Below are 25,304 nucleotides of genomic sequence, written 5' to 3'. Positions count from 1 at the left end.
CCGGATTCCTCCGGCGCCCGCCTCCTGGCGCTCCAGCCTGCTTCACACCGGCATCAAACCGAGACTCAGCTCCACCGCAGAAGGGAGGGGCCGCCCTTGACCATGATCTCCTTCTCGCCGGCGACATTCCCCCACGGCACCTGGACGGAACCGCTCTTGCCGCAGCCAGCGTCGTACCAGGTCTTTGCACCTTGAGCGTTAAAGCCCTTGAACTTTACGCAGACACTGCCACCCTTGGTGACCGTCCAGGCGTAACCCATCTTCATGCCCGGGGCTCCGAAGTGGCCACAGCCGTCACTTATCGAGGTCCACTTCCCCGGGAGGCTGCCTGCATTCTTCCAGCCAGTACATGCTGCGGCAGCCACAGGGGCGGAGGGCGTCACTGACGCCGCCGGACTCGCGTTTGCCGGAGCAGCGCCCACCGCCACAGCACCGAGCGAGAGAAGGGAGACAGCCCCAGTGGCGATCTTGCGTGAAATTGACATGGATTCCTCCGGTTGAGATGCCTTGGTCAGTGGCACCAGGAAGATCTAACCAAACTATTGATCTATAGAACACGTGCTTGAAGCCATTTGCGACTGTATATATCCAGCCGCACCCAGGGAGCGCGATGGGTGCCCCGGGAACATCCCGGGGCACCCATCGCAGCGCTTTCTCACGAGTCGTCAGACTCGGATGAGCGCCTCCAGCGGCGCGCCCGCCAGGGCTGGTTCCAAACGGTTTCGGCCTCCCAGGAAGCCGAGCTCCATCAGGACCGCCACTCCGGCCACCTCGGCTCCGGCTCGCCGGATCAGCTCCAGGGAGGCCTCGGCCGTACCGCCGGTCGCCAGCACGTCGTCTATGACCATGACGCGGTCGCCCGCGGCCAGGTCCTCGGCGTGCACCTCGATCTCCGCCGTGCCGTACTCCAGCTCGTACGCCTGCGAGAGCGTCGCTCCGGGGAGCTTGCCCGCCTTGCGTACGGGGATGAAGCCGATTCCGGCGCGGACCGCGACCGGGGCCGCCAGGATGAAGCCGCGCGCCTCCAGACCGACGATCTTCGTCGCGCCGTGCCGTACGCACAGTTCGGCGAGGGCGTCGGTCAGGGCCGCGAAGGCCACCGGGTCCGCGAGCAGCGGCGTGATGTCCTTGAACAGCACGCCCGGCTTCGGGTAGTCCGGCACATCACGGATGCGGCTGAGCAGCAGCTCCTGGGTGGAGACCGTCATCGGCGCTTCCCCCGGTTGTTGCGGGAGGGCTGGCGGCGCTGGCCGACAACCGCGCCCGCAGTCTCGGCCGCGTCGTCGTCATCGGCGCCGTCCTGCGGCTCGGCGTCCTGCGGCTCGCCCGTCTCGCCCTTGGCAGCGGCCGCGGCCCGCTTGGCGAGCACCCGCTTCTTGAGGGCCTTCATCTGCGGGTCGCGCTCCTTGAGGTCGGCGACCAGCGGGGTGGCGATGAAGATCGAGGAGTACGCACCGGCCGCGAGGCCGACGAACAGCGACAGCGAGATGTCGTTCAGCATGCCGGCGCCGAGGACGCCGCCACCGATGAACAGCAGGCCCGCCACCGGGAGCAGCGCGACGATCGTGGTGTTGATGGAACGCACCAGGGTGCCGTTGAGGCTCTTGTTCGCCATCTCGCTGTAGGTGAGCCTGGTCTGCTTGGTGATGCCGCGCTGGCCCTCCTTGAGACCGTCGAAGACGACGACGGTGTCGTAGAGGGAGTAACCCAGGATGGTGAGCAGACCGATCACGGTGCCCGGGGTGACCTCGAAGCCGACCAGTGCGTAGACACCGACGGTGATCGTGATGTCGTGGATCAGCGCGACGAGGGCCGCGAGCGCCATGCGCCACTCGAAGGCGATCGCCAGATAGATCACCACGAGGATCATGAACACGATCAGACCGGTCCACGCCTTGTTGGCGATCTGGTCGCCCCAGCTGGGACCGACCAGGTCGGCGTTGATGTCCTCGGCCGGGACCTTGAGCTCCTTGGAGAGCTGGCTCTTGATCGCGTCCGACTTCGCGGTGTCGATGCCGCTGATCTGGATGCGCAGGCCCTTGTTGCCGAGCTTCTGGACGATCGCGTCGTGGCCGGAGGCCCGCTGCGCGACCTCCTCCGCCTGGGCGACCGAGGCGCTGGTCTTCGGGGTGGTGAAGACCGCGCCGCCCTCGAACTCGATGCCCATCGTCAGACCCCGCACCGCCAGGCCCAAGATGGCCGTGATGGTGATCAGGATGGAGAGGCCGTACCAGATCTTCCGCTTGCCGACGAAGTCGTAGCCGACCTCACCGCGGTAGAGCCGGGCGCCGAGATGACCGAGTCGCGACATCTCACGCCTCCTTCGGGTCGGTGGGGGCGGAGGCGCGGCGGGAGCGGCGCAGCGGCGGCTTGGCACCGAGTCGCTGCGGATCCAGACCGGACCACGGGTGGCCGTTGGCGAAGAACTTCCTGCGCGCCAGGAGCGTCATCACCGGCTTGGTGAACAGGAACACCACGACGATGTCGAGCAGGGTGGTCAGACCCAGCGTGAACGCGAAGCCCTGGACCTTGCCGACGGTCACGATGAACAGCACCGCCGCGGCGAGGAACGACACGAAGTCGGAGACCATGATCGTGCGCCGGGCGCGGGGCCAGGCCCGCTCGACGGCCGGGCGCAGCGTGCGGCCCTCGCGGATCTCGTCCCGGATCCGTTCGAAGTACACGATGAACGAGTCCGCGGTGATGCCGATCGCGACGATGGCGCCGCAGACCGCCGGCAGGTTCAGCGCGAAGTTGATGGCCGGACCGAGCAGCGCCATGATCACGTACGTGAGGATCGCGGAGACCACGAGGCTCAGGATGGCGACCAGCGCCAGACCCCGGTAGTAGAGCACCAGGTAGATGATGACCAGCGCCAGACCGATGGCACCGGCGATCAGACCGGCGTGCAGCTGGTCGGCGCCGAGCGCGGCGGTGACGGTGGTGACGCTCTGCTCCTCGAAGGAAAGGGGGAGCGCACCGTACGAGAGGACGTTCGCCAGGTCGCTGGCGGAACGCTGGTTGAAGCTGCCGGAGATCTCGGCGCTGGCACTGAGGACCACACGTACCGACGGTGCGGAGACGACCTGACCGTCGAGCGTGATGGCGAACTGGTTCTGTGGCGGCTGCTGCTTCGACAGCTTGCCGGTGATCGACTGGAACTTCTTCGAGCCCTTGCCCGTGAAGTCCATCGTGACGATCCACTGGCCGTTCTGCTGGTCGATGACCGCCTTGGCCTTCTTCACGTCCGTGCCGTCGACCTCGGCCGGGCCGAGGATGTACTTGGCGTCACCCTCCTGGCTGCAGGACGCGATCGTGTCGGTGGCCTTGCTGCCGAAGGCGGCCTTGGCGCGGGACTCCTTGGTGGAGCAGTCCAGCGACTCGAAGTCCTTCTGGAGCTTGGCGACGGCGGCCGTGTCGTTGGCGGACGGGGTGGGCGGCGTCGTGCCCGGCTTCGAGGTGTTCGGCGTGCCCGGCGACGGCGTGGTCTTCGGGGACGGCTTGCCGTCCGCCTTCAGAGCGTCGGTGACGGCGCGGCCCTGCGGCGTCGACTTCGAGCTCGGCTTGGCCGATGTCGTCGAGGACGGCTTGTTCTTGTCGCCGTTCTTGTCCGCGCCCTTGCTGGCCGAGGGGCTCGGCTTGGTGCTGGGCGCGGGCTTCGTCGGGGTGCCGGCGGCGACCGTCAGGACGGGCCGGAAGTAGAGCTTTGCGGTGGTGCCGACCTGCTGGCGGGCCTGCTCCGAGTTCGTCCCCTTGGGGATGTTGACGATGATGTTGCGATCGCCCTGGGTCTGGACCTCGGCCTCGGAGACACCCAGGCCATTGACACGACGGTTCATGATCGAAACCGCGGTGTCCATATTGGCCTTGTTGATCGCCTTTTCCTGGCCGGGCTCGGCCTTGGCCTTGAGCGTGATGCTCGTACCGCCGGCGAGGTCGATGCCCAGGCGCGGCGTCTTGTGCCCGGAGGCGAACATACCGCCCGCGAGGGCCACCATGGCGATCAGGAACAGGACCAGGGTGCGCCCCGGCCTGCCCTGGGCCCCCGCCGGCCTTCGGCCCTTCTTCGGTGCTGCCACCTTGTCGTTTCTCCCTGTCCAACCGCCCGCGCCGGGTATGCGCCTGGGCGGCCACGAAGTGTTGTGGGGACGTCCCCCGTGGAAGTCGTCACCCTCCGCGGGACCGGCGGGCGCGGGTGCGCGCCCAGCGGTCCCCGAGAGGGGTTACTTCGCGTCCGACTCGCCGTCTGCCTTGCCGTCCTTGGGCGCGGCGGCGTCGTCCGCCTCGTCCTTCTTGCCCAGGTCGATCTTGCCGTCCGCCGGGGCGGCCTCGGCCGCGTCGTCGGCGTTCCCGGTCAGCGCCGAGGCGTCGTCCGGCACGGCCGGGAGGTCGGACGTCTCGCCCGAGTCGCCGTGCACGATGCGGTTGTACTCCTCGTCGGAGAGGACCGCGCCGATCGAGTTCTTCGCGTATACGGCGTGGACGCCCGGCGCCACCTCCAGAAGGACCGTGTCGTCGCCGATCTCCTTCACGGTGGCGTACATGCCGCCGATGGTGCGGACGCCGGTGCCGGGCTGGATCTCATTGCGCATGGAGGCGGCCTGCTGCTGCTTCCTCTTCGCCGAGCGGGTCATGAGGAACATGGCCCCGATGAGGACGATGAAGGGGAGAAGGGTCACGAGACTCACGGGACGAACTTCCTTCGCACGACCGCGCAAGGAGTGCGGCCTGATCTGGGGGTGGGTATGCCGACCGGTAAATGTAAGGGCGGCATCGGCGGAGTCTAAGCGAGTCCGCACAGCTGGAACAACGCCCAGCATCCCACCGGGGTTCCTCCCCGTGCACCCACCCGCGCCGTCACGGCCCGAAGAGCCCCTGTTGTCCGCTTCCCGAGACGCCGCCCGGGCCCTGCTGGGGCGGGACGAGGCCGAGGTGCGCCCAGGCGGCGGGGGTGGCGACGCGCCCGCGCGGGGTCCGCGCGAGCAGGCCTTCCCGTACGAGGAAGGGCTCGGCCACCTCCTCGACGGTCTCGCGCTCCTCCCCCACCGCGACCGCCAGCGTGGACAGGCCGACCGGGCCGCCGCCGAACAGTTTCAGCAAGGCCTGCAGCACCGCCCGGTCCAGGCGGTCAAGGCCACGGCTGTCCACCTCGTACACCCGCAGGGCCGCCGCCGCGATGTCGCAGGTGATCACGCCGTCGGCCTTGACCTGCGCGTAGTCCCTGACGCGGCGCAGCAGCCGGTTGGCGATACGGGGCGTGCCGCGCGAGCGGCCGGCGATCTCGGCCGCGCCCGCCGGGTCGATCTCCACGTCGAGGAGGCGGGCCGAGCGGTGGATCACGCGCTCCAGCTCGGCGGGCTCGTAGAACTCCATGTGTCCGGTGAAGCCGAAGCGGTCGCGCAGCGGGGGCGGCAGCAGCCCCGCGCGCGTGGTGGCGCCGACCAGGGTGAACGGGGGGAGCTCCAGCGGGATGGCGGTGGCGCCGGGGCCCTTGCCGACGATCACGTCGACCCGGAAGTCCTCCATCGCCATGTAGAGCATCTCCTCGGCGGGCCGCGACATCCGGTGGATCTCGTCGAGGAAGAGGACTTCCCCCTCCTGGAGGGAGGAGAGGATCGCGGCGAGGTCGCCCGCGTGCTGGATCGCCGGGCCGCTGGTGATCCGGATGGGGGCGCCCATCTCGGCCGCGATGATCATCGAGAGCGTGGTCTTGCCGAGGCCGGGGGCGCCCGAGAGCAGCACGTGGTCGGCGGTGGCGCCGCGTGCGCGGGCGGCCCGCAGCACCAGGTCGAGCTGCTCGCGGACCTTCTCCTGGCCGACGAACTCGTCCAGGTCCTTGGGGCGCAGGGCGGCCTCGACGGCCTGGTCCTCGCCGTCGGCCACCGAGTCGACCAGCCTCGGGTCGGTGGCGTCGGCTCCGGTCTCGTCCCAGTTCATCAGTGTGGTTCTCTCGTCGGCTCGGTCAGCGGGCGCGGTTGAGGGTCTGCAGCGCGGCCTTCAGGAGCGCTCCGATGTTCGGGTTCTCGGCTGCCTCGGCCCGCGGGGCGACGGCGGCGACCGCCTCGTCGGCCTCCCTGGTCGCATAGCCGAGGCCGATCAGGGCGGCGTGCAGCTGGTCGCGCCAGCCCGCGGTGACCGGGGCGCCGGCGGCCGGGGCGCTGCCGACGGGCGCGCCGAGCCGGTCCTTGAGCTCGATGAGGAGCTTCTGGGCGCCCTTCTTGCCGATGCCGGGGACGGCGGTCAGCGCCTTCTCGTCGCCGGAGGCGAAGGCCCGGCGCAGCGCGTCCGGCGTGTGCACCGAGAGGACCGCCTGGGCGAGCCGGGGACCCACCCCGTTGGCGGTCTGGAGCAGTTCGAAGACCTGCTTCTCGTCGTCGTCCGCGAAGCCGTACAGCGTCAGCGAGTCCTCGCGGACGACCAACGACGTGGCCAGCTTGGCCTGTTGGCCGATACGGAGACCGGCGAGCGTGTTCGGGGTGCACTGGAGGGCCATGCCGACGCCGCCGACCTCGACCACCGCGGTGTCGGGGGCGAGGGCGGCGACCGGGCCGCTGACGAAGGCGATCATCGCGTGACCTTCTTTACGGAGAGTTGGGCACGGCGGGCCTGCTCGTGCGCCTGTTGCAGGCGGTTGACGGCGGGGGCGCGCCAGATGTGGCAGATGGCGAGGGCCAGCGCGTCCGCCGCGTCGGCCGGTTTCGGTGGGGCGTCCAGCCGAAGGAGGCGGGTCACCATCGCTCCGACCTGGTCCTTGTCGGCCCGGCCGCTGCCGGTGACGGCGGCCTTGACCTCGCTGGGGGTGTGCAGGGCGACCGGGATGCCGCGGCGGGAGGCGCAGAGCATGGCGACGGCGCTGGCCTGGGCGGTGCCCATCACCGTACGCACGTTGTGCTGGCTGAACACCCGCTCCACGGCGACGAATTCGGGCCGGTGCTCGTCGAGCCACTGCTCGATGCCCTGCTCGATGGCGACGAGGCGGTGGCCCAACTCGGCGTCCGCGGGCGTCCGTACGACACCGACGCCCAGCATGGTGAGCGGCCGGCCCGCGACCCCCTCGACGACGCCCACGCCACACCGCGTCAGTCCGGGGTCCACTCCGAGTACGCGCACGGCCCCTCCCCTCGGTGATCTTCGACTTGCTGCCAGGCTATCCGCTGCCACTGACAACAGCGGCGGGCCGGTGGGACGTGTCCCATCGGCCCGCCGAAACCGCTCAGCTCGCGGCAGCGTTACGCGTCGACCTTCTCCATGACCTCGTCGGAGACGTCGAAGTTGGCGAAGACGTTCTGCACGTCGTCGCTGTCCTCCAGCGCGTCGATCAGCTTGAAGATCTTGCGCGCGCCCTCCTCGTCCAGCTCGACCTGCATGGTCGGGACGAAGTTGGAGTCGGCCGAGTCGTAGTCGATGCCGGCGTCCTGGAGGGCCGTGCGGACCGCGACCAGGTCGGTGGCCTCGGAGATGATCTCGAAGGAGTCACCGAGGTCGTTGACCTCTTCGGCGCCGGCCTCCAGGACCGCGTCGAGGACGTCGTCCTCGGAGAGCTCGCCCTTGGGGAGGACGATGACGCCCTTGCGGTTGAAGAGGTACGAGACGGAGCCCGGGTCGGCCATGTTGCCGCCGTTGCGGGTCATGGCGACGCGGACGTCCGAGGCTGCACGGTTGCGGTTGTCGGTGAGGCACTCGATGAGCACCGCGACACCGTTGGGGCCGTAGCCCTCGTACATGATCGTCTCGTAGTCGGCGCCGCCCGCCTCAAGACCGGCACCGCGCTTGAGCGCGGAGTCGATGTTCTTGTTGGGCACCGACTGCTTCTTCGCCTTCTGCACGGCGTCGAAGAGGGTCGGGTTGCCGTCGATGTCGGCGCCGCCGGTGCGGGCCGCCACCTCGATGTTCTTGATCAGCTTCGCGAAGAGTTTGCCGCGCTTGGCGTCGATCACGGCCTTCTTGTGCTTCGTCGTAGCCCATTTAGAGTGGCCGGACATCTGCCTGTCTCCTTCGCGTAACCAATTCTGCGTCGTTCGGCAGAGATCCTACCGGGAGCCGGTCACCGGGCGTCGCGCACCATGTCCACGAAGAGGGCGTGCATCCGGTGGTCGCCGGTCAGTTCGGGGTGGAACGAGGTCGCGAGGGCGTTGCCCTGGCGCACCGCCACGATGTGGCCGCCGTGCTCCGCGAGGACCTCGGTCCGCGCGCCGACCGACTCCACCCAGGGCGCCCGGATGAAGACGCCGTCGACGGGGCCGACTCCGGTGACCTCCACGGTGGCCTCGAACGACTCGTTCTGCCGTCCGAAGGCGTTGCGGCGCACGATCATGTCGATGCCGCCGATCGTCTCCTGGCCCGAGCGCGGGTCGAGGATCTTGTCGGCGAGCATGATCAGGCCGGCGCAGGTGCCGTAGACGGGCATGCCGTCGGCCACGCGCGCGCGGAGCGGCTCCATCAGCCCGAAGAGGACCGCGAGCTTGGAGATCGTGGTGGACTCGCCGCCGGGTATGACCAGGCCGTCCACCTCGGCGAGCTCCTCGGGGCGCCGGACCGGCCTGGCCACGGCGTCCGCCGCGGCCAGGGCGATCAGGTGCTCCCGTACATCGCCCTGGAGAGCCAGGACGCCGATAACGGGGGTGTTCGTCATGAGGTGATTACCAGCCGCGGTTGGCGTAGCGCTCGGCCTCGGGGAGGGTGTCGCAGTTGATGCCGACCATGGCCTCGCCCAGGTTGCGGGAGGCGTCCGCGATGATCTTCGGGTCGTCGTAGAAGGTGGTGGCCTTCACGATGGCGGCGGCGCGCTTGGCCGGGTCGCCCGACTTGAAGATGCCGGAGCCGACGAAGACACCCTCGGCGCCGAGCTGGCGCATCAGCGCGGCGTCGGCCGGGGTGGCGACGCCACCGGCGGAGAACAGCACCACCGGGAGCTTGCCGAGCTCGGCGACCTCCTTGACCAGCTCGTACGGGGCGCGCAGGTCCTTGGCGGCGGCGTACAGCTCGTTGTTGTCGAAGCCGCGCAGCCTGGCGATCTCGTTCTTGATCTGGCGCAGGTGGCGGACGGCCTCGACGACGTTGCCGGTGCCGGCCTCGCCCTTGGAGCGGATCATGGCCGCGCCCTCGGCGATACGGCGCAGGGCCTCGCCCAGGTTGGTGGCGCCACAGACGAACGGGGTCGTGAAGGCGAACTTGTCGCTGTGGTTGACCTCGTCGGCCGGGGTGAGGACCTCGGACTCGTCGATGTAGTCGACGCCGAGGGACTGCAGCACCTGGGCCTCGACGAAGTGGCCGATGCGGGACTTGGCCATGACCGGGATGGAGACGGCCTCGATGATCTCTTCGATCATGTTGGGGTCGGACATCCGGGCGACGCCGCCGTCCTTGCGGATGTCGGCCGGGACCCGCTCCAGGGCCATGACCGCCACGGCGCCCGCGTCCTCGGCGATCTTCGCCTGCTCGGCGTTGACCACGTCCATGATCACACCGCCCTTGAGCTGCTCGGCCATGCCGCGCTTCACGCGCGCGGTGCCGGTCTCGGGGGTGTGGGCGCTGTTGGAGAGGGTGCTGGACACGGGACCTCGCTGGGGTGAAGAAGGGGGTGGAGCAGGGTTCTCTACTGCCCAGAGGGTGGCCCTGTGGACCAGTCCACAGCAAGGGCCAATGTGGAGGCGGTGGATCGTTTTGCCTGGCCGGTTGGCCGGCGGGCGCGGTCTGCGCGGGTGCCTCTTCGGCTACGGCTACGAGCCCGGGCGGTCCGCGAGTGCGACCGGAGGCTCGTCGTCCATCTCGAAGGCGAGGGGGAACGGGGCGTGCCCGGCCAGCCGGAACCAGCGGACCGTGCGGTGCCTGCGCAGGGCGCGGGCGGCGCGTACGGCGTCGTTGTGGAAGCGGCGGGCCATCGGCACCCGGCGTACGGCCTGGGCCAGCTCCTCCGCCGCGTCCACGCCGCCGGGGGCCTCGCGGACCGCCTCCATCTGGGCGGGCTCGCCGAAGACGGCCCGCAGCGCCTGGCTGAGCTCGCTCTCGGCGACCTCCCGGTGCTCCTCCTCGGCCTGGCGCGCCGCGTGCGCCGCCTCGTACAGCACGATGGACGCGGCGGGGTCCAGGACGCCGGAGGTGGCCAGTTCCTGGGTGACCGAGGCGCGGCGCAGCAGCTGGGCGTCGAGGGCGGCGCGGGCGGCGTCGATGCGGGCGTGCAGGCGGTCGAGGCGGCCGGCGGTCCAGCTGAGGTAGAGGCCGGTCGCCACGAGGGCGACGACGATCCAGATGAGGGTTACGGTCACGGGCGGCAAGGCTACCGGGCCCCCGCCCCGCCCCTTCCCTAAGCCCTCCGGGGGTGGGTGGGGGTGGAGGTGGCCCTCCCGGGGGCTGTGCCCCCGGACCCCCTTTGCGGGGCCTGCGGCCCCTGCACCCCGCTTTCGGGGCTCCGCCCCGGATTCCGTTCGTCTGCGGGCCGCCTGTGGCTGGTCGCGCAGTTCCCCCCGCCCCTAAAGGCAGAACGGGGCGCGGGCCGCATTTCAGTCCTCCGGCGCTGGAGGAGCCGGGGGCAGGGAGCGAAGCTCCCGCCCCTTCAGGGGCGCGGGGAACTGCGCGCTCAGCCCCCACCGAACCCGCAGACGAACCCCGGGCCGAATAGGGGCGCGGGGAACTGCGCGAGCAACCACGGCCGCCCCGCAGACAAACCCCGGACCAAAGGGGCGCGGGGAACTGCGCGCTCAGCCCCCACCGAACCCGCAGACGAACCCCGGGCAGAAAAGGGGACCCCGGGCCCTCAGTCCCGTGCCAGCCCGAACCTCGCCCGGAACCCCGGCCGTTCGTCCGTGGCCACCGATGCCGCGCCGTCCGTCACCGTTTCGTAGACCGCGAGGATGTCCGCTCCCACCGTCGACCAGTCGAAGCGGCGTACGTGGGCGGAGCCCCTGGCGCTGAGTCCGGCTCGGCGGGCGGGGTCGGACAGGAGGCCCACGGCCGCCTCGGCCAGCGCGTCCGCGTCCTCGTTGGCGAAGAGTTCGCCCGCGCCGCCCTGGTCCAGGACCTGCGCGAACGCGTCCAGGTCGCTCGCCAGGACCGCCGCCCCGGCCGACAGCGCCTCGACCAGGATGATGCCGAAGCTCTCGCCACCGGTGTTGGGCGCCACGTACACGTCGACGCTGCTCAGGAAGCGCGCCTTGTCCTCGTCGCTGACCATGCCCAGGAATTCCACGCGGGAGCGCATCTCCGCCGGGAGGGACGCCACGGCTTCCTCCGCGTCGCCCTTGCCCGCCACCAGGAGGCGGGTCTGCGGGCGTTCCGCGAGGATCTTGGGCAGCGCCCTCATCAGGACCGGCAGGCCCTTCCTCGGCTCGTCGATGCGGCCCATGAAGCCGAGCGTGTCGCCCTGCCACTGGGGCCTCGGCTCGGCCTTGGCGAAGAAGTCGACGTCGACGCCGTTGGGGATCACCACCGCGTCGCCGCCGAGATGCTCGACCAGCGTGCGCCGCGCGTACTCGCTCACCGCGATCCGCGCGCTGATCTTCTCCAGGGCGGGCTGCAGGATGGGGTACGCCGCGATCATCGCCCGCGAGCGCGGGTTGGACGTGTGGAACGTCGCCACGATCGGGCCCTGCGCCGCCCAGCAGCTCAGCAGGCCGAGGGAGGGTGAGGCGGGCTCGTGGATGTGGATCACGTCGAAGGTGCCCTCGTGCAGCCACCGCCGCACCCGGGCCGCCGACAGGAAGCCGAAGTTCAGCCGCGCCACCGAGCCGTTGTACGGGACGGGGACCGCCCGGCCCGCCGAGACCACGTACGGCGGGAGCGGCGTCTCGTCGTCGGCGGGGGCGAGCACGGAGACCTCGTGGCCGCGCCGGATCAGATGCTCGGCCAGGTCCCTGATGTGGAACTGGACGCCGCCCGGTACGTCCCAGGAGTACGGGCAGACGATGCCGATCCTCACGCCCGGCGCTCCTCAAGGTCGGCGAGCCACAGTCGCTGCAGCATGTGCCAGTCCTCCGGGTGTTCGGCGATTCCGGTGGCGAAGGCGTCCGCCAGCGCCTGGGTCATCACGGACGTCTTCTCCGTGCGCGTGCCCGTCTCGGGCACGTCGATCGGCGGGTGCACCCTGCCCTGCATGACGGGCGACCCGTCGTACCAGAGCGTCACGGGCAGCAGCAGCGCGCCCGTCTGCTGGGCCAGCAGCGCCGGCCCGGCCGGCATCCGCGCGGCCTCCCCGAAGAACTTCACCTCGACGCCGGAGGCGGACAGGTCGCGGTCCGCGACCAGGCAGACCAGGCCGCCCGCCCGCAGCCGCTGGGCCAGCGTGCCGAAGGCCGAGCCGCCGGTGTGCGGCAGGACCTCCATGCCCAGGCTCTCGCGGTAGGCGACGAACCGGTCGTACAGCGTCTCGGGCTTGAGCCGCTCGGCGACCGTGGTGAACGGGGTGTCCAGCTTGGTGGTGACCCAGGCGCCCGCCAGGTCGTAGTTGCCCATGTGCGGCAGCGCCAGGACCACGCCCCGGCCGGAGGCGAGGCCGTCGGTGAGGTGGTGGAGGTCCCTCGGCTCGAAACCGGTCTTCATCCGGTCCTTGCTCCAGGCAGGCAGCCGGAACGACTCCATCCAGTACCGCATGTACGAGCGCATTCCGGCCTTGGAGAGCTCGGCCAGGCGCTGCGGGGAGGCGTCGGGCACCACGCGCGCGAGGTTGGACTCCAGGCGCAGCACGCTCTTGCCGCGCCGCTTCCACACCGTGTCCGCGATCCGCCGGCCCAGGCCCGTGGCCATCGGCTCGGGGAGCTTCTTGACGGTGGCCCAGCCCAGTCCGTAGAGCATGTCCGTCAGCCGTTCCCTCATGAGGCGGCCTCACTGTTCCTGGCGGCGGCGTCGGCCTCCGCGGCCTCGCGGCGCACCGTCACCACCCGCTGGATCAGCGTGATCAGGCTGCCCACGGCCACGATCCACAGCGCGATCGGCAGCAGGATCTGGATGCCGGGCACGCCGAACTTGTGCAGCCCCGCGAGACCGGCCGCGACCAGCGAGATCACCAGGCGCTCGGCCCGCTCGATCAGGCCGTTGACGGCGACCGGCAGCCCGATCGACTCGCCGCGCGCCTTGGTGTACGAGACGACCTGGCCGCTGGCCAGGCAGAAGATGGAGACCGCGCACAGGACGTCGTTGTCGCCGCTGCCCGCGTACCAGAGGGCGAAGCCGCCGAAGATCGCGCCGTCCGCGACGCGGTCGAGCGTCGAGTCGAGGAACGCGCCCCAGCGGCTGGAGATCCCCGCCTGGCGGGCCATGTTGCCGTCGACCAGGTCGGAGAAGACGAACAGGGTGATGACGATGGTGCCCCAGAAGAACTCGCCCCGGGGGAAGAAGACCAGCGCACCCGCCATCACTCCGGCCGTGCCGAGCAGGGTCACGGCGTCCGGGCTCACCCCCCGGCGGAGCAGAAACGCGGCGAACGGCGTGAGGACACGCGTGAAGAATGCACGCGCGTACTTGTTCAGCATGGCCTTCCCGACGGTCGGTGTGGCCGCGCGGCCCTGCTGGCCACCGGCTGGCCCATCGTAGCCAGGCCCGGAGACCCGCACCGCCGCGCACCCTTCACTGCCCGCGTTCCCGTACGACGTATGGACGCACAGTGACCGGAGTGGAACGCTGGAAAGACCGCGGGCACGCGAAGCCGCCTCCGCCTGGGTCCTCCCGGGCCGGGGGCCGGGGGAGGACTCCGCGCGGCCGCGCCCTTTCACCACCTCACCGTGCAGGAAACGGAAGCCATACGGGAGGAACGGCATGGGCGACAAGGCGAGTGCACATCCCGGAGCCGCCGGCAGGGCAGCTACGGCCGACCACCCCTCATCCGTACGGAATGTGGTGCTGGTCGGCCACAGCGGATCCGGGAAGACGACATTGGTGGAAGCGCTCGCGCTGACGGCGGGAGCCGTCAACCGCGCGGGCCGGGTCGAGGACGGCGGGACCGTCTCCGACTACGACGAGATCGAACACCGGCAGCAGCGCTCGGTCCAGCTGTCGCTGGTCCCCGTCGAGTGGGCCGGCTGCAAGATCAATATCTTGGACACCCCCGGATACGCCGACTTCGTCGGGGAACTCAGGGCCGGTCTGCGAGCGGCGGACGCGGCCCTTTTCGTCGTCTCCGCCTCTGACGGCGTGGACGGCGCGACCCGGATGGTGTGGGACGAGTGCGCGGCCGTGGGCATGCCGCGGGCCATCGTGGTCACCCACCTGGAGGCGGCCCGCGCCGACTTCACCGAGATGACCCGGGTGTGCGCCGAGGCGTTCGGCGGCGACGACCCCGACGCCGTACTGCCGCTCCATCTGCCGCTGCACGGACCCGAGGGACCGGACGGGCACGCGCCCGTCACCGGCCTGATCGGACTGCTTTCGCAGCGCGTCTTCGACTACGCGTCCGGCGAGCGCAAGGAGGCCGAGCCCGGCCCCGAACAGCTCCCGCTCATCGAGGAGGCCCGCAACCGGCTGATCGAGGGGATCATCGCCGAGAGCGAGGACGAGACCCTCATGGACCGCTATCTCGGCGGCGAGGAGATCGACGTCAAGACCCTCATCGACGACCTGGAGCGGGCGGTCGCGCGCGGCACCTTCCACCCGGTCCTGGCGGCCGCCCCGGCCGCCGGGGGCGGCCGCCAGGGCATCGGCACCGTCGAGCTCCTGGAACTGGTCACAGGCGGCTTCCCGACCCCCCTGGAGCGCACCGCGCCCGAGGTGACGACCCCGCAGGGCTCCGCGCGCCCCACCCCGGTCTGCGCCCCCGACGGCCCGCTGGTCGCCGAAGTGATCAAGACCTCGTCCGACCCGTACGTGGGCCGGGTCAGCCTGGTCCGCGTCTTCTCCGGCACCCTGCGCCCCGACGAGACCGTCCATGTCTCCGGGCACGGCATGACCGACCGGGGCCACGAGGACCACGATGTCGACGAGCGGATCGGCGCGCTCTCCTCGCCCTTCGGCAAACAGCAGCGCACCCTGGGCTCCTGCATCGCGGGCGACATCGCCTGTGTCGCCAAGCTGACCCGCGCCGAGACCGGGGACACCCTCTCCGGCAAGGACGACCCGCTGCTCATGGCGCCCTGGGAGATGCCCGACCCGCTGCTTCCGCTGGCCATCCAGGCCCACAGCAAGGCCGACGAGGACAAGCTCTCGCAGGGGCTCTCCCGGCTCGTCGCCGAGGACCCGACCATGCGCCTGGAGCAGAACCCGCACACCCACCAGCTGGTCCTGTGGTGCCTGGGCGAGGCCCACAAGGACGTGGCCCTGGAGCGGCTGCGCAGCCGCTACGGCGTCCAGGTCGACGTCGTCCCGCACAAGGTGTCGCTGCGCGAGACCTTCGGCGACACCGCCACCGGGCGCGGCCGCCACGTCAAGCAGTCCGGCGGCCACGGCCAGTACGCGATCTGCGAGATCGAGGTGGCGCCGCTGCCCCCCGGATCCGGCATCGAGTTCGTCGACAAGGTGGTGGGCGGCGCCGTGCCGCGCCAGTTCATCCCCTCCGTCGAGAAGGGCGTACGCGCCCAGGCCGCCAAGGGCGTGGCCGCGGGCTATCCGCTCGTCGACGTACGGATCACGCTCCTGGACGGCAAGGCCCACTCGGTGGACTCCTCGGACGCCGCCTTCCAGACGGCCGGGGCCCTGGCCCTGCGGGAGGCCGCCGCCGACGTCCGCATCCACCTCCTGGAGCCCGTCGCCGAGCTCCAGGTGCTGGTGCCCGACGACTACGTGGGCCCGGTCATGAGCGATCTGTCCGGCCGCCGGGGCCGCGTCGTCGGGACCGAGCAGGCGGGCCCGGGGCGCACCCTCGTACGGGCCGAGGTGCCCGAGATCGAGATCGGGCGGTACGCGGTGGACCTGCGCTCCGTCTCGCACGGCACCGGCCGCTTCGACCGCAGCTACGCCCGGCACGAGCCGATGCCGCCGCAACTGACGGAGAAGCTCCGGGAATCACTGGAAAAGACCGCTTAGGTACGGTAATTGATGGATCGTCGGAAGCGCCGCCCGCCCAACCCCTTTGCGGCGGGCGGCATTCCGAGGTCCCGTGTCGCGAGAGCACCGACCCCGATACGCTGGGTGCCTGCTCAGCAGGTGTGCGGGGAACGGCAGTCGGGAACAGGCCGCAGAGCGATACAGTGCGCGGCGATGGGGGCGGCAGTGGCGGACCAACCATTCGACTTCTCACCCGGGGCCCAGGTCCCGCTCCAGGGCGCGGCGGGCCAGACGGCCGCGACCCAGGCACTGGCCTCGGCCGCCTATCGGGACAGCCCGGTCACCGACATACTCAAGGCCAACAACGAGTGGCACGAGTCGGCCGTCACCAAGCCCCGGCTCTCCCTCTTCGAACCGAACCTCGGTGAGGCCTTCTCCCGCGCCGTGCAGTCCCGCATGCTCGGCGCCACCCGCAAGGCGATCATCCAGTCCTTCGGCACCGAACCGCAGACCGTCGTCGAGCACTGCCTCGCCGCGATCCGCATCCGCAAGGAGCGCGACACCAGGCTCACCCTGGTCACCGCCGTCTTCGGAGTGCTCTTCCTGCCCGGACTGCTGCTGTGGCTCGCCCTCTTCCAGCTGCGCCGCACCCTCGCCGGCGCCAAGGACCGCCGCGTCGGGGCCCTGGGCAACCTGCTGCTCGTCGCCTTCGCCGTGCTCGCCGTGATCGCGCTGGTCAAGCTGCCCTTCGGCGGCTTCCTCGCGATCTATCTGCGGGCCATGCTGGTGATGCCCGTCCTCGGCTGGTTCTGGGCCAAGCAGATCTGCGAATCCACCGCCAAGGACCTGCGCGCCCGCTGGAGCGGCCTCCTCTCCGGCGGCGGAGTCGGCGCCAAGATCCCCGAGGCCGTACCGAAGAACCCGCACGAGACCGCCGCCGAGCAACTGCGCCAGAACCTCGCCAAACTCACCGCCGAGCAGCACAGCAACGCCGTCTTCTACGCCGGCCCCAAGGGCATACTCGGCATGGGCACCCGCTGGGGCAGCTGGCAGCTCGCCGAGGAGCTCGTCTCCAAGGACCCCGGCAAGGAGATCCACGGCTTCCGCAGCTGGGACGTCATAAGGTCCATCCAGGACCGTCTGCACCTGCTCGAACGCGGGCCCCTGCACACCGGCGGCTTCCCCAAGCCCTCGGTCACCAACTGGGTCGTCTCCCCCGTCGGCGAGAACGCCAAGGAAGTCGCCCGGCCCACCGGCCAGGACGTCGACAACTTCCAGGTACGCCAGCACGAGGTCCAGCGCATCTGCAACGAGCAGCAGTTCTCCAGCGGCAACCGCCACTACCTGGGTGTGCAGTTCACCCTCTGGGACGGCCAGTTGGTGATCACCATGATGATCACCGTGACCGTGCTCCACGAGACCCTGCGCATCGAGGTCACCGGACACGCCCTCGGCCCGGTGCACGCCCTGTTCACCACCAAGCCGAGCCCCAAGACCAAGTCGGTCGACAAGACCTTCAAGTTCTGGGAGAAGAAGGAGATACAGCTCCCGCTGGTCGAGCCGCGCGAGGTCGTCCGCCTCGCCGCCCGCGCCCCGCTGACCTGGTACCCGCCGCTCCTCGACCACCTCGGCGGCAAGCTGGTGCTGCCCGAGCCGTTCGGCCTGCGGCACGCCTGGGCCGACAAGCCCTGGCGCCACCGCTTCATGGCCGACGACGCGATGCGCGCGGCCACGCCCGTCCTGCGCGTGGTGCACGCCGCCGCGATGAAGGTGCTGGACGAGAACGGCGTGGACACCGAGCGCTTCAACAACCGCTCGATGATCCTGAGCGGCATGGTGCAGGACCCGGCGCCGCGCAGGGCGGACTCGTACGACGCGTGAACCGCGACGTGTGAACCACCACGCCTGAACCTCAGCCCCTGGGCCAGGCCTCCGCGAGCATCTTGCGGGTGTCGCCCAGGAGTTGGGGCAGGATCTTGGTGTGGCCGACGACCGGCATGAAGTTGGTGTCGCCGCCCCAGCGAGGCACGATGTGCTGATGCAGATGGGCGGCGATACCGGCCCCGGCCACGGTGCCCTGGTTCATGCCGATGTTGAAGCCGTGCGCCCCGGACGCCGTCCGCAGGGCCGTCATGGCCTGCTTGGTGAGCTCCGCGAGCTCCACGGTCTCGGCGGCGTCCAGGTCCGTGTAGTCGGCGACGTGCCGGTAGGGCACGACCATGAGGTGGCCGCCGTTGTACGGGTAGAGGTTGAGCACCGCGTACACATGCTCGCCACGGGCCACGACCAGCCCGTCCTCGTCGGATTTGGCCGGAATGGAGCAGAAGGGACAGCCGTCGCCCGCACCCGGGCCGGTCGGCTTGTTCTCACCCTGGATGTAGGCCATCCGGTGGGGCGTCCACAGGCGCTGGAAGGCGTCCTGGACACCCACCCCGATCTGCTGTTCCGGCTCACTCGTCATGTTGTGCAGCATATGACTTCACATGCGGGGACGAGGAGCGGCCCCCGGGGAGCAGGGCTTCCCGGGGGCCGCGTCGGGCCGGTGAGGGGCGTCAGACCTGCGCCCGCTCCTCGACGACCCTGAGCACCTTGGCGATCGCCTCGTCGACCGGGACGCCGTTCTCCTGCGAACCGTCGCGGTAGCGGAACGAGACCGCACCGGCGGCCATGTCCTCGTCACCCGCGATGATCATGAACGGAACCTTGGCCTTCTGGTGGTTCCTGATCTTCTTCTGCATCCGGTCCGAGGACGCGTCGACCTCGACCCGCAGCCCCTGGGCCTTCGCCTTCCCGGCGAACTCCTGGAGGTACGGGACGTGCGCGTCGCCGATCGGGATGCCGACCGCCTGGACGGGGGCCAGCCACGCCGGGAAGGCGCCCGCGTAGTGCTCCAGGAGCACCGCGAAGAACCGCTCGATGGAGCCGAACAGCGCGCGGTGGATCATGACGGGCTGCTGGCGAGAGCCGTCCGCCGCCGTGTATTCCAGGCCGAACCGCTTGGGCTGCTGGAAGTCGACCTGGATGGTCGACATCTGCCAGGAGCGGCCGATGGCGTCCTTGACCTGCACGGAGATCTTCGGGCCGTAGTAGGCGGCGCCGCCCGGGTCCGCGACCAGCGGCAGGCCCTGCTTCTCGGCGGCCACCCGCAGCGCCTCCGTGGCCTCCTCCCACTCCGCGTCCTCGCCGATGAACTTGTCCGACTCGGGGTCGCGGGTCGACAACTCCAGCTCGAACTCGGTCAGGCCGTAGTCGCGCAGCAGGTCGAGTACGAAGGTGAGCAGCGAGTCGAGCTCGTCCGGCATCTGCTCCTTGGTGCAGTAGATGTGCGAGTCGTCCTGGGTGAAGCCGCGCGAGCGGGTGAGCCCGTGCACGACGCCCGACTTCTCGTACCGGTACACCGTCCCGAACTCGAAGAGCCGCAGCGGCAGTTCACGGTAGGAGCGGCCGCGCGCCTTGAAGATCAGGTTGTGCATCGGGCAGTTCATCGCCTTGAGGCGGTAGTTCTGCTCGTCGAACTGGATGGCCGGGAACATGCCGTCCGCGTAGTTCGGCAGGTGGCCCGAGATCTCGAAGAGCTTCTCCTTCGAGATGTGCGGGGTGTTCACGAACTCGTAGCCCGAGTCCTCGTGCCGCTTGCGCGAGTAGCTCTCCATCTCCTTGCGGATCACCCCGCCCCTGGGGTGGAAGACCGCGAGGCCCGGGCCCAGCTCGTCCGGGAAGGAGAACAGGTCGAGCTCGGCGCCGAGCTTGCGGTGGTCGCGCTTCTCGGCCTCGACGAGGAAGTCCAGGTACGCCTTCAGCTCGTCCTTGGTGGGCCACGCGGTGCCGTAGATCCGCTGGAGCTGCGGGTTCTTCTCGCTGCCGCGCCAGTAGGCGGCGGCCGAGCGCATCAGCTTGAACGCCGGGATGTTGCGGGTGGTGGGCAGGTGGGGACCGCGGCAGAGGTCCTTCCAGCACAGCTCGCCGGTCTTGGCGTCCAGGTTGTCGTAGATCGTCAGCTCGCCGGAGCCGACCTCGGCATCGGCGCCGTCGGCGGCCTGCGCCGCGTTGCCCTTGAGGCCGATGAGCTCCAGCTTGTACGGCTCGTCCGCCAGCTCCTCGCGGGCGGCCTCGTCGCTGGTGACCCGGCGGGAGAACCTCTGCCCCCGCTTCTGGATCTCCTGCATCTTCTTCTCGACGGCCTTGATGTCCTCCGGGGTGAAGGGCCGGGCCACGTCGAAGTCGTAGTAGAAGCCGTCCCGGACCGGCGGGCCGATGCCCAGCTTGGCCTCGGGGAAGAGCTCCTGGACGGCCTGGGCCATCACGTGCGCGGTGGAGTGGCGCAGGATGTTGAGGCCGTCCTCAGAGGAGATCTCGACGGGCTCGACCTCCTCGCCGTCCTTCACCTCGTACGCGAGGTCCTTCAGCTCGCCGGCCACGCGGGCCGCGACGATGGTGCGCTCACCGGTGAAGAGCTCGGCAGCCGTAGTGCCCGTCGTCACCACGCGCTCTTCCCGCTCGGAATCGCGTTGGATGATCACACGGACGTCTGACACCGGTCTCTCCTGACTGAAGGGGGCGCACCAGATTCATCTCTCGGATGCGAGATGAATCCTACCGAGCCGCCAGGGCCGGTCGCGAAACGGTTTGCGCGGCGCCACCCGCGGCGCCACCCGCGACGCCGCCCACGCCCACGCCCGCACCTCCGCCCCCGCCTCACTCCTCCCCCGCGCACGCCTCCTCGAAGAAGGCGATGCTCTCCATGGTCCCCCGGATCGACTTCATCAAGCGGTCCCGCTCCGCGTCGTCCACCTGGACCGGCACCACCCCGGTCGCCCCGGCGAGGCGGCGGAAGCCGCCCCGGCTCTCCAGTCGGCCCACCACCCGGATCGGCAGGCCGACGAGGTGGGCGTGGCCCGCGATCCGGTAGGCCTCCTCGTCCAGCTCCATCCGTACGTACGGGATCTCCGCGCCCGCCAGGACCCGCAGCCGTACCGTCCCCGGGCCGCGCGGGCCCGAGCGCCGCAGCCGGACCACCGCGCCGGTGACCCGGACCGGCAGCGAGGGCTCGGCGCCGAGGTAGCGCGCCCCGGCCTCGCGCAGCGCGGGCAGGTCGCCGGGCGAGAACTCCACCGGCTCGGGGCGCGGCGCGCACCCGGCCGGGACGCCCGCCGCCGGGGCCCACTCCAGGGCGACCCGGACGCCCTCCGAGCCCGACACCAGGGTGACGACGGCCTCGGTGAGCTCGCGGCTGGCGCCCGCCCCGACGGCCGCGTCGAACGCCTCCATGCCGCCGGTGGTGCGCCGGTAGTCGATGGCCTCGCGGACCGCGTACAGCGCCTCGTAGAGCCGGACGACCACCGCGCGGCCCGGCTCCACGGGGACGAACGCGGTGAGCCGCCCGCCCGGCGCCGGGCCGACCAGGACGCCTTCGAGCGCGGCCAGTGCCTGTCTGCGGTGGCGGGCGCCGTAGTACCCGGCCCGGCCGCGCACGGCGAGCGCGCCTGCCAGGAGCATCCGGTGGGCGGCGCCCCGCAGCCGCTCCTGCTCGGTCCAGGGAGCGGCGCCTGAGGGGCCCGGCGGGGTGTCGCGCCACCAGCGGACCTCGTCGCTGGGCACGGCGAGCGAGACCAGCACCTCGCGTGCGGAGGGCGCCGCCGAGCGGGCCAGCGCGGTGAGCGCCTCGCCGATCAGGTCCTCGCTGTCGGGGTACGCGCGGCTGTCGGGCACCAGCAGGCTCGTGCCGGTACCGCCGCCCCCGGGCGGGGTCCAGCGCGCGTACCGCCCGGCCGCGCCGCCGCGCCGCTGCCAGCCGTGCCGGTGCAGCAGCACACCGAGCACGGCCGGGTCCACCTGTGCCGGAACCGGCTCCACCGTCTCCGGCCCGCCGAACTCCCCGCTCGACAGACGCATCAGGGCCTCCCTCCCACCCCGACCCGGGTCATGATCTCGCAGAGCGCGCGATCGTCGAAGATCCGCGAGGTCGGTATCCGCACTGTGGTCCTGCGCCGCCCGGTCACCGCGTGGCCGGCCAGGTTGGTCCAGTAGCAGCAGTGCCGCAGCGCGAGCCGGTCGTGGCCCGCGCGCAGCCACTCGTCCCGGCTCCTGGGCACGAGCATCACGACCAGGATCTTGTGCACCGACACGGGTGTGCGGGCCAGCTTCACCAGGTGCTCGTTGTCGAGGGTGAAGGAGAAGGCCCCGCCCGGCGGGTGCGGCGGGATCTGGTACGTGCACTTGAGCTGCACCTTGATCGTGACTTCGTCGTCGACGGTGTGGCCGGGGGCGCTGTGGCTCACGTGCCAGTCGATTCCGTTGTCCGGAAAGGGCTGCGAGAGCGAACAGCCGGCGGCGGCCGCCACCGCGTGGAGGTAGCCCACCTGGAGGGTCTCCATGCAGGCGGTGGTGGCGAGTGAGCCGCGCAGTGGTTCGGTCCCCTCAGATATCAACCCGCCCGGCTCCGGCTGCGCGATCGCCATGGCCGTCGTACGCCTTCCGTCAACTTGCGGGCCCGTCACCTGTGTTGTTACCGGAGGGCGTACGCCGCAAACGGCCCGGGTATCACGGAATCGGGCAGGGGACGCACGCCATCTGCCAAGGGTACAAAGGGAGTTGAACCATGACGTGCTGGTATGAAGGCCCCCTGGCCGCTTTCGACACCGAGACGACCGGCGTGGACGTGGAGCGGGACCGCATGGTCTCGGCCGCCCTGGTGGTCCAGGACGGACCGGGTTCGCGGTCCCGCGCGACGCGCTGGCTGGTGAACCCGGGCATATCCGTTCCGGAGGGCGCGACCGCCGTGCACGGGCTCACCGACGAACACCTCCAGCTGAACGGGCGGTGGCCGGCGCCGGTGATGGAGGAGGTGGCCAGGGCGCTCGCCGAGGAGTGCGCGGCGGGGCGGCCGCTGGTGGTGATGAACGCGCCGTTCGACCTCACGCTGCTGGACCGGGAGTTGAAGCGCCACCGCGCCTCGTCGCTGGCGCGCTATCTGGACGGGGCGCCGCTGCGGGTCCTCGATCCGCGGGTCCTCGACAAGCACCTGGACCGCTACCGAAAGGGCCGCCGCACCCTCACCGATCTGTGCGCGCACTACGGGGTGGTGCTGGACAGCGCACACGACGCGGCGGCGGACGCGCTGGCCGCGCTGGAGGTCGTACGGGCGGTGGGCCGCCGGTACGCGGCGCGGCTTGAGCGGCTCACCCCGGCGGAGATCCACACCCTGCAGACCGGCTGGCACGCGGCCCAGGCGCGGGGCCTGCAGGCGTGGTTCACACGCAACGGAACTCCGGAGGCGGTGGACCCGGCGTGGCCGTTGCGCCCCGAGCTGCCCGCCGCGGCCTGACCGGCGGACCGGCCGTCAGATGCGGAAAGGCCGGTCCGTCGATGACGGACCGGCCTTTTCCCGGTGGGCGATACTGGGTTCGAACCAGTGACCTCTTCGGTGTGAACGAAGCGCTCTCCCACTGAGCTAATCGCCCGGGAACGGACTGAACCATACAGGCCCGGACGGCCCGGGTTCAAACTCCGTTCAGGACGGCCGTCAGCCCCCGCCGTCCGGCGCGCATCATCAGGGCGTGGTTGGCGAGGAAGACGGGGCGCCCGGGAACCGCGAGCCGCCGCATCAGCGGCTTGCGCACCTCGACCTCCTGCTCGTACACCGCGTGCGTGCCGCCGCCGCAGGCGCTCAGCGTCCAGCGCGCCCAGCCCTCCAGGTCGCCGCTCATGGCCACTTCCAGGACGCCGGCCGCCTCGTCGCGGCGCCGCTCGCGGGCGGTGACGACCAGGTCGTACGGCAGGAGGGAGCGGAACCTGGCGGTGCCCGTGCGGCCGTCGACGGCGGTCACCTCGCGTATCTGCGGCCACCAGTGCGGATACCTCTCGACGCGCTCCAGGACCGCGTAGACGGCGGCGGTCGGGGCGGGCAGGTGCCAGACGCTGCGGAACCGGTAGTGGCTCCAGCGCGCGGTTCTCGGCTTCATGGTTCAAGTCTGCGCCGGGGAACGGGAAGTACACCGGGAGGTGACCGGGCTCTCAGAAACGCCGAAGGCCCGGAGATCGGTGTCGATCTCCGGGCCTTCGGTCCGGGTGGGCGATACTGGGTTCGAACCAGTGACCTCTTCGGTGTGAACGAAGCGCTCTCCCACTGAGCTAATCGCCCGGGCGCACCGCAAACATTACCGCATGTCAGCGGGGCGTTTGACCATGGTGGCCGGCCCCGCCGTCACTCGTTGATCTTCCACGGCATGACGAGGCCGAACTTCCAGAGGTAGACCGTGGCGAGCGCCGCGACGATCACCAGGGCGATCGCCGTGAGGATGATGTTCCGCCGTCGCACCTCGGGGTCGAGGGCCCGCTGGGCGGCCTCGGTGACCTTCCGCTTGGTCCAGCGCAGCACCAGCTGGGCCCAGACGAACTCGGTCGCCCAGATCGCCATGCCGCCGAAGATCACCAGCCATCCGGGGCCGGGCAGCGGAAGCATGATGACGCCCGCGACCACCACCGCGAGGCCCACTATGAAGACGCCGACCTGCCAGCTCAGATGGAGCGGCCTGGACGCCTTGATGAAGGCGGGCGCCCGCGATCCCAGGGCCGCCTCCGGCGCACCGGCCTGCTCGTCACTCCCCGTATTCATGCAGTCCAACCTACCCGACCGCGGACCCTCACCAGAATGGCCGCATAACCCAAAGTAATACTCCGCCGTACGAGCTACCTGAACGACCGCAAAACGGCCAGAGGGGTTTACAACGGCACCGTAGGTGGCATGTCGATTTCGCCGACGTGCGAATCCCCGAGCGCACACTGAGCGAAAGGCCCTGGCGCTTATGAACACCACGGTCAGCTGCGAGCTGCACCTGCGCCTCGTTGTGTCGAGCGAGTCCTCACTGCCTGTACCCGCGGGCCTGCGGTATGACACGGCCGATCCCTACGCCGTGCACGCCACCTTCCACACCGGAGCCGAGGAGACCGTCGAGTGGGTGTTCGCCCGCGACCTTCTCGCCGAGGGCCTGCACCGGCCCACCGGTACCGGAGACGTCAGAGTCTGGCCGTCGCGCAGTCACGGCCAGGGCGTCGTCTGCATCGCCCTCAGCTCTCCGGAAGGAGAAGCCCTGCTCGAAGCCCCGGCGCGGGCTCTGGAGTCGTTCCTCAAGCGGACCGACGCCGCGGTGCCACCGGGCACCGAGCACCGTCACTTCGATCTGGACACGGAGCTCTCGCACATCCTGGCGGAGAACTGAGCCAGACCGAGAGCCGCGCGGCGCCGTCCGACTCGGGGAGACGGCGCCGCGCGGACACCCGCATAGGCACGCCCACCGCATAGGCATCTCCACCGGCGCGCCGCCCCCGGAATAAAAAGCGGGGCGGGCGCCCGGGCGCGCGCGCCCCGCCCCCCAGATTAACCCGGGGACGGCGGGGCC

General features: G+C 70.6%; 25 protein-coding genes and 2 tRNA genes. 4 read left to right on the top strand and 23 right to left on the bottom strand.

The genetic code is table 11. The features are described from left to right. Positions 1-65 precede the first annotated feature (65 nt). The 15 genes from ACFWA7_RS33595 to pgsA form a co-directional block, all read right to left on the bottom strand. Complete coding sequence (locus ACFWA7_RS33595) at positions 66-266, bottom strand: hypothetical protein (protein ID WP_385826826.1); 201 nt, start codon at positions 264-266, stop codon at positions 66-68. A gap of 399 nt (positions 267-665) precedes the next feature. After that, positions 666-1,208 (bottom strand): adenine phosphoribosyltransferase, encoded by a 543-nt coding sequence (locus ACFWA7_RS33590; RefSeq protein WP_385826824.1) that lies wholly within the window; start codon positions 1,206-1,208, stop codon positions 666-668. Continuing rightward, positions 1,205-2,311, bottom strand: coding sequence for a protein translocase subunit SecF (gene secF, locus ACFWA7_RS33585; protein WP_385546815.1), 1,107 nt, complete (start codon positions 2,309-2,311; stop codon positions 1,205-1,207). Before secF ends, ACFWA7_RS33590 begins: the two co-directional genes overlap by 4 nt. A 1-nt stretch (position 2,312) precedes the next feature. After that, entirely contained in the window at positions 2,313-4,079 is a 1,767-nt protein-coding gene (gene secD, locus ACFWA7_RS33580; protein WP_385826822.1) for a protein translocase subunit SecD, read from the bottom strand. A 144-nt stretch (positions 4,080-4,223) separates the two neighbouring features. Then, the gene (yajC, locus tag ACFWA7_RS33575) at positions 4,224-4,688 is read right to left on the bottom strand and encodes a preprotein translocase subunit YajC (protein WP_385546809.1); all 465 of its coding nucleotides are present in this window, start codon (positions 4,686-4,688) and stop codon (positions 4,224-4,226) included. A 169-nt stretch (positions 4,689-4,857) separates the two neighbouring features. After that, entirely contained in the window at positions 4,858-5,937 is a 1,080-nt protein-coding gene (ruvB, locus tag ACFWA7_RS33570; RefSeq protein WP_385546806.1) for a Holliday junction branch migration DNA helicase RuvB, read from the bottom strand. A 25-nt stretch (positions 5,938-5,962) separates the two neighbouring features. Beyond that, a complete protein-coding gene (ruvA, locus tag ACFWA7_RS33565; protein WP_385546803.1) occupies positions 5,963-6,568 on the bottom strand; it encodes a Holliday junction branch migration protein RuvA in 606 nt (201 codons plus the stop codon). Then, entirely contained in the window at positions 6,565-7,110 is a 546-nt protein-coding gene (ruvC, locus tag ACFWA7_RS33560) for a crossover junction endodeoxyribonuclease RuvC (protein WP_385546800.1), read from the bottom strand. Before ruvC ends, ruvA begins: the two co-directional genes overlap by 4 nt. A 119-nt stretch (positions 7,111-7,229) precedes the next feature. Continuing rightward, on the bottom strand, positions 7,230-7,982 hold the full coding sequence (locus ACFWA7_RS33555; protein WP_385546797.1) for a YebC/PmpR family DNA-binding transcriptional regulator: 753 nt from the start codon (positions 7,980-7,982) through the stop codon (positions 7,230-7,232). 62 nt (positions 7,983-8,044) lie between these two features. After that, entirely contained in the window at positions 8,045-8,632 is a 588-nt protein-coding gene (pdxT, locus tag ACFWA7_RS33550) for a pyridoxal 5'-phosphate synthase glutaminase subunit PdxT (RefSeq protein ID WP_385546794.1), read from the bottom strand. Between the two features lie 7 nt (positions 8,633-8,639). Further along, a complete protein-coding gene (gene pdxS, locus ACFWA7_RS33545) occupies positions 8,640-9,554 on the bottom strand; it encodes a pyridoxal 5'-phosphate synthase lyase subunit PdxS (protein ID WP_385546791.1) in 915 nt (304 codons plus the stop codon). A 165-nt stretch (positions 9,555-9,719) separates the two neighbouring features. Then, positions 9,720-10,265: a hypothetical protein gene (locus tag ACFWA7_RS33540; RefSeq protein ID WP_385546788.1), complete on the bottom strand. Its 546-nt coding sequence runs from the start codon at positions 10,263-10,265 to the stop codon at positions 9,720-9,722. 488 nt (positions 10,266-10,753) lie between these two features. Beyond that, the gene (locus tag ACFWA7_RS33535) at positions 10,754-11,914 is read right to left on the bottom strand and encodes a glycosyltransferase family 4 protein (protein WP_385546785.1); all 1,161 of its coding nucleotides are present in this window, start codon (positions 11,912-11,914) and stop codon (positions 10,754-10,756) included. After that, a complete protein-coding gene (locus ACFWA7_RS33530; RefSeq protein ID WP_385826820.1) occupies positions 11,911-12,807 on the bottom strand; it encodes a phosphatidylinositol mannoside acyltransferase in 897 nt (298 codons plus the stop codon). Before ACFWA7_RS33530 ends, ACFWA7_RS33535 begins: the two co-directional genes overlap by 4 nt. Beyond that, entirely contained in the window at positions 12,804-13,463 is a 660-nt protein-coding gene (pgsA, locus tag ACFWA7_RS33525; protein WP_385826818.1) for a phosphatidylinositol phosphate synthase, read from the bottom strand. The genes ACFWA7_RS33530 and pgsA overlap by 4 nt, the downstream gene beginning before the upstream one ends. A 283-nt stretch (positions 13,464-13,746) precedes the next feature. On the opposite strand from pgsA, the gene ACFWA7_RS33520 reads away from it, so the two are divergent. Beyond that, on the top strand, positions 13,747-15,945 hold the full coding sequence (locus ACFWA7_RS33520; protein WP_385826816.1) for an elongation factor G-like protein EF-G2: 2,199 nt from the start codon (positions 13,747-13,749) through the stop codon (positions 15,943-15,945). Between the two features lie 186 nt (positions 15,946-16,131). Further along, positions 16,132-17,787, top strand: coding sequence for a hypothetical protein (locus ACFWA7_RS33515; RefSeq protein ID WP_385546773.1), 1,656 nt, complete (start codon positions 16,132-16,134; stop codon positions 17,785-17,787). 31 nt (positions 17,788-17,818) lie between these two features. Here the strand turns inward: ACFWA7_RS33515 and ACFWA7_RS33510 are convergent, their stop codons facing one another. The 4 genes from ACFWA7_RS33510 to ACFWA7_RS33495 all read right to left on the bottom strand — a co-directional run bounded on the left by ACFWA7_RS33510 (position 17,819) and on the right by ACFWA7_RS33495 (position 22,364). Beyond that, positions 17,819-18,379 carry an HIT family protein gene (locus tag ACFWA7_RS33510; protein ID WP_385546821.1) on the bottom strand — a complete coding sequence of 187 codons (561 nt, stop codon included), beginning with the start codon at positions 18,377-18,379 and terminating at the stop codon, positions 17,819-17,821. 79 nt (positions 18,380-18,458) lie between these two features. Further along, positions 18,459-20,441, bottom strand: a complete 1,983-nt coding sequence (gene thrS / locus ACFWA7_RS33505; protein WP_385826814.1) for a threonine--tRNA ligase — start codon at positions 20,439-20,441, stop codon at positions 18,459-18,461. A 160-nt stretch (positions 20,442-20,601) separates the two neighbouring features. Beyond that, positions 20,602-21,798, bottom strand: a complete 1,197-nt coding sequence (locus ACFWA7_RS33500) for a hypothetical protein (protein WP_385546767.1) — start codon at positions 21,796-21,798, stop codon at positions 20,602-20,604. Further along, complete coding sequence (locus ACFWA7_RS33495) at positions 21,798-22,364, bottom strand: DUF4365 domain-containing protein (RefSeq protein WP_385546765.1); 567 nt, start codon at positions 22,362-22,364, stop codon at positions 21,798-21,800. The genes ACFWA7_RS33500 and ACFWA7_RS33495 overlap by 1 nt, the downstream gene beginning before the upstream one ends. A gap of 140 nt (positions 22,365-22,504) precedes the next feature. Here ACFWA7_RS33495 and ACFWA7_RS33490 point away from each other — a divergent pair, with 140 nt between their 5' ends. Further along, a complete protein-coding gene (locus tag ACFWA7_RS33490; RefSeq protein WP_385546762.1) occupies positions 22,505-23,230 on the top strand; it encodes a 3'-5' exonuclease in 726 nt (241 codons plus the stop codon). Between the two features lie 64 nt (positions 23,231-23,294). Here ACFWA7_RS33490 and ACFWA7_RS33485 read toward each other — a convergent pair. The 4 genes from ACFWA7_RS33485 to ACFWA7_RS33470 all read right to left on the bottom strand — a co-directional run bounded on the left by ACFWA7_RS33485 (position 23,295) and on the right by ACFWA7_RS33470 (position 24,520). Next, positions 23,295-23,366: transfer RNA gene (locus ACFWA7_RS33485), tRNA-Val, on the bottom strand. 39 nt (positions 23,367-23,405) lie between these two features. Then, positions 23,406-23,867, bottom strand: a complete 462-nt coding sequence (locus ACFWA7_RS33480) for an SRPBCC family protein (RefSeq protein WP_385826812.1) — start codon at positions 23,865-23,867, stop codon at positions 23,406-23,408. 107 nt (positions 23,868-23,974) lie between these two features. Beyond that, positions 23,975-24,046, bottom strand: a tRNA-Val gene (locus ACFWA7_RS33475). A 63-nt stretch (positions 24,047-24,109) separates the two neighbouring features. Next, positions 24,110-24,520, bottom strand: coding sequence for a TIGR02611 family protein (locus ACFWA7_RS33470; protein ID WP_385546756.1), 411 nt, complete (start codon positions 24,518-24,520; stop codon positions 24,110-24,112). Between the two features lie 190 nt (positions 24,521-24,710). On the opposite strand from ACFWA7_RS33470, the gene ACFWA7_RS33465 reads away from it, so the two are divergent. Then, positions 24,711-25,124, top strand: coding sequence for an SsgA family sporulation/cell division regulator (locus ACFWA7_RS33465; protein WP_003987206.1), 414 nt, complete (start codon positions 24,711-24,713; stop codon positions 25,122-25,124). The last annotated feature ends 180 nt before the right edge of the window (positions 25,125-25,304 follow it).

It is taken from the genome of Streptomyces sp. NPDC059994 (assembly GCF_042737755.1).
GTDB lineage: Bacteria > Actinomycetota > Actinomycetes > Streptomycetales > Streptomycetaceae > Streptomyces.
Note: the sequence above shows the minus strand (reverse complement) of the source record. Positions and strands in the feature narration are given on the sequence as shown.